This is a genomic window from Roseateles sp. P5_B10, from assembly GCF_056400485.1.
In genome coordinates, this window is sequence record NZ_JBFULE010000449.1 from 1 (window position 1) to 4,306 (window position 4,306).

At 66.0% G+C, this 4,306-nt stretch carries 4 protein-coding genes and 1 pseudogene; all 5 read right to left on the reverse strand.

Features of this window, described 5'->3' with window-relative positions; all coding sequences use genetic code 11:
• A pseudogene (locus AC1DU6_RS21595) lies at positions 1–125 on the reverse strand (ABC transporter permease); the annotation flags it as partial.
• On the reverse strand, positions 122–1,684 hold the full coding sequence (locus AC1DU6_RS21600) for a sugar ABC transporter ATP-binding protein (RefSeq protein WP_477859500.1): 1,563 nt from the start codon (positions 1,682–1,684) through the stop codon (positions 122–124). The gene AC1DU6_RS21600 and the pseudogene AC1DU6_RS21595, both read right to left, overlap by 4 nt.
• 103 nt (positions 1,685–1,787) lie before the next feature.
• Positions 1,788–2,429: a substrate-binding periplasmic protein gene (locus tag AC1DU6_RS21605; protein WP_477859504.1), complete on the reverse strand. Its 642-nt coding sequence runs from the start codon at positions 2,427–2,429 to the stop codon at positions 1,788–1,790.
• 180 nt (positions 2,430–2,609) lie between these two features.
• Entirely contained in the window at positions 2,610–4,052 is a 1,443-nt protein-coding gene (locus AC1DU6_RS21610; RefSeq protein ID WP_056197486.1) for an MFS transporter, read from the reverse strand.
• Positions 4,049–4,306: family 1 glycosylhydrolase (locus AC1DU6_RS21615; protein ID WP_477859502.1), on the reverse strand; the 258-nt coding region annotated here is incomplete at its 5' end. The genes AC1DU6_RS21610 and AC1DU6_RS21615, both read right to left, overlap by 4 nt.

Below are 4,306 nucleotides of genomic sequence, written 5' to 3' on the forward strand. Positions count from 1 at the left end.
GACACCGTCATCGCGTTGCCGACCGAGAAGAAGGCGTTGCTCGTCAGCGAGAACACCAGCACCAGGATGAGCAGGCCCGCCAGCGCGGCAAATTTTTGGATCAGGTCTTTCTGGCGGTCGTTCATGTCGTCGGTTCGAGGGATGCCATGGAGGGCTTGGCCGGCTCGGATGAGCCGACGGAGGCATGGTGCATGATGTCGTGCTGGCTGCACGTGCGGGTGTTCAGCAGCGTGGCGAGCTGGCCCTGGCGGAACACCGCCACGCGGTCGCTCAAGCCCAGGATCTCCGGCAGCTCGGAGCTGATCAGCACGACGCCCACGCCTTCGGCCGCGAGCCGGTCCATCAGCTCGTAGATGGCGTACTTGGCGCCCACGTCGATGCCGCGGGTAGGTTCATCGAACAGGATCACGCGCGCTTCACGGAACAGCCATTTGGCAATCACCACCTTCTGCTGATTGCCGCCCGACAGCAGCCGCGCGATCTGGTCCGGCGACGGCGTGCGGATGCCGAGCTGGCTGATGAAGCGCTCGRCCGTGCTGCGTTCGCGCGCCGCGTCGATAAAGCCCAGGCCGCTGGCCAGCGCGCCCAGGTTGGCCAGCGTGATGTTGTGGGCCACGCTCATCTTCACCGCCAGGCCGTGGGCCTTGCGGTCTTCGGAGACGTAGGCGATGCCGGCAGCGATGGCATCGCGCGGCGAGCGGATCTGCAGGCGTTGGCCATCCAGTTCGATCTCACCGCCATCGACAGCATCGGCACCGAAGATGGCCCGTGCGACCTCGGTGCGGCCGGCGCCGACCAGGCCGGCCAAGCCGAGGATCTCGCCGCGCCGCAGCTCGAAATCCAGCGGCCCGAAGACACCCTCGCGCCGCAGGCCGCGCACCCGCAGCAGCACGTCGGTGGAAGGTTGGCGCGTGGCCGGCGGGAACTGCTGGTTCAGCTCGCGGCCCACCATCAGGCTGACGATCTCGTCGATCGACGTCTCGGCCCAGTGACGGGTGGTGATGTAGTGGCCGTCGCGCAGCACGGTGACGCGGTCGACGATGTGGTCCAGTTCGTCGAGCCGGTGCGAGATGTAGACGATGCCCACGCCGGAGCGCTTGAGTTCCTGCACCACCGCCAGCAGGCGGGAAGCGTCCGCCTCGCCGAGCGATGACGTGGGTTCGTCCATGATCAGCAGCCGCGCATCCATCGACAGGGCCTTGGCGATCTCGACCATTTGCTGCTGCGCGATCGACAGGGCCGAAACCTCGGTATCCGGGTCGATGTCCATGCCCAGCCGCTGCAGGCAGGCGAGCGCGCCTTTGCGCTGCTGAGCCCTGTCCACAAACCAGCCCCGCCGCGGCTCGCGACCCAGCCAGATGTTCTCGGCCACGGTCAGGTGGGGCACCAGGTTCAGCTCCTGGTGAATCATGACGATGCCGAGTTCCTGCGCGTGATGCAGGCCGCCGATGCGGACGGGCTGGCCGTCGATGCGGATCTCGCCTTCGTCGGGTGTATAGACGCCGCTCAGGATCTTCATCAGCGTCGACTTGCCGGCGCCGTTCTCACCGCAGATCGCGTGGACCTCGCCGCGACGAACGTCCAGCTCGACGCCCGACAACGCGGTGACGCTGTCGAAACGCTTGCAGACGCCGCGCATGCTCAGCAACGATGAAGTGGAGGACTCGGCCTGGAGCGGGGTCATCGCGACAAGGGGTTCTTAATAGTAGTAGTCAAAATTTTGGTCATGCCACTTTGCCATATGGAAAATTTGGTAAGACCAGTGAATACCCGGGCTGGATTGCCGATCAGCGGTAGCGATTCAGCAGCTTCTCCATCGTGCCGTCGACGCGCATGCGATCGATGACGCGGTTCAGAGGCTGAAGGAGGTCGGCCTTGGCCGGTGACAGCGCGCAGCCCAGCCGGTAGGGCTCAACCTCGAGCACTTCGCGCAGGTTTGACGTCGGATGGCTCTTGACGTAGTGCGCCAACGCGGCGCGGTCCGTCACGGCGTAGCGGACTCTCCCCAGGGCCAGACGACGCAGATTCGTCTCTGCGTCGGCGACGTCCTCTCGGGCGATCGGCCGCGCCAGCACCTGATCGATTGCCGGGTAGCGGTAGCCCAGCACGGTGCCAAGTGGTTCGTCGCGCAGATCCTGCAACTGCGACACGGCGGGCGAGTCCGGGCCGGCCGCGATGATGCCCGTGCCCGACAGGAAAAGCTGCGTCCAGAGCACATCGGCCTCCAGCCATTCCGGCTTGGCGTAGCACAGCAGATCGGCGGCACCAGACTCCACGGCCAGGGCCGCGCGTTTGCTCGGGAGCGGCAGGAAAACTGGGCTCAGCCCCAGTTGCCGGGCGAACACCTCGCCCAGGTCCTTGAGCAAACCTGCGACGGGTCGCTGCTCAGCCATCCTGAGCACCGGCATCGACTGGCTGGTCGGCGCCACGATGCGCAAGACCGCCGGTTCAGCGGGACATGGGCACACCCACGCGAGCAAGGTCAAGGTCAGGGCGAGCAGATGCCATCGAGCCCAGGAAGGGCGTGGGCTCTTCTTGCATTCCTGCATCATCGTTTTGGGGTGCTTTGCGTCGACCTGGGTGGCGAAATCAACGCGCTCCGGTGGCTGTCATACCTGCCCCCGCGTGGCTTCCAGCTGCACGCGGATCTCGGCCATGCGCTTCTCGGTCAGCTCGAAGCGCAGCAGCGACACCAGCGCCAGCACCAGGCCGATGACGGGGATGGTGGACAGCAGGATGCGCATCATAAAAATGGCGTGCGGCGTCTGCAGGGCCTCCAGCTTGGCGTCAAAGCCGGTGAACTGCAGGATCCAGCCCGAGGCGCCCGTGCCCAGCGCGATGCCGACCTTGGAGATCCACGACTGGCAGGCCGAGAACGAGCCCTCGCGGCGCTGGCCGGTCTGCATCTCGTCGTAGTCCACCACGTCGCCCAGCGTGGCGTTGTACAGCGTCCAGAACCCTGCACCTGTGAAAGCCACGAAGCCACAGGCCAGCAGCTGCAGATAAGGCCGCGCCGGGTCGTACAGCCACCAGTCGCCGATGAAGGCGCAAATGGCCAGGAACAGCACTGCCGCCAGGCCGACCCGCTTGCCCTGGCGGCGCGCGATCCACGCGAAGAAGGGGATGCCCGCGAAGCCGAAGGCCATGCCCGACAGGCCCATGGCCGTGTTCCACTTCGCGCCCTCCACGACGTTGCCGCCGCAGACGTAGTAGACCGTCGCGTAGTAGCCGAGCGTGCCCACCATGGCCGTGCCGGTGCCGTAGGCCAGCATCATGCCCAGCACATGGCGGAAGGGCCTGCAGCGCAGCGTGCGCCACAGCGTGTCGGCAAACGGGATGTGGGTCTGTGTGCGCGACACCAGCTTCTCGTAGTAGCGCTCGCGCACCAGCAGGAAGATGGCGATGGAAGCAGCCACCATGATGGCGCCGAGGATGGCGCAATAGGTCTGCGCGCCGCGCAGGATGTCGGGCTTGCCGTTGGCCTGGTTGAAGATGGCCAGCGTCGTGAACTGGGCGGCGAAGAACATCGCCAGCTCGGGCCCCTTCTGGATGGCGTTGCGGATCGCCATCACCATCGTGCGCTCGTGGTAGTCCGGCGTCATCTCCGCACCAAGGCTGCTCCAGGGCATGTTGAAGCAGCTCATGATGGGCACGTAGATCACCGTGCTGACCAGCATGAAGATGAAGTACTCGGATTGGGTCCACCCCTTGCCGACAGCGAACATCAGTGGCAGGCCGATGCCGGCAAGCACGCCGCCCACCAGGATGAAGGGACGGCGGCGCCCGTAGCGCGTGCGCGTGTTGTCCGACAGCCAGCCGAAGACGGCGTCTGAGCCGGCGTCGACGAAGATCTTGATCATCTGCACCGTCGAGATCAGGCCGGGGGCCACGCCGAGGAAGATGTTGAAGACCTGATAGGCCAGCGACGGATAGAGCCAGTGGCCCCACATGTCCAGGATGGACCCGAGGCCAAAGCCGATCTTCTGCCGCATCGGCAGGCGATCCGCCGCCGGCGGCACGACGCGCTCCAGGTGAAGGGTGCTCGCGTTCACAGGATGCACCGCTCGCGCATGACTTCGGCGTAGTAGCGCGCCGACAGCTTCGGGGTGCGCACCTGCGTGGCGTAGYCGCAGTGCACGATGCCAAAGCGCCGCTGGTAGCCGTCTTCCCACTCGTAGTTGTCGATGAAGCTCCACAGGAAGTAGCCGTGCAGCGGCACGCCGTCGGCAATCGCGCGGTGGGCCTCGCGCAGGTGGTTGCGCAGGAAGTCGCGGCGGTGCAGGTCCAGCACCTCGCCGTTCACGAC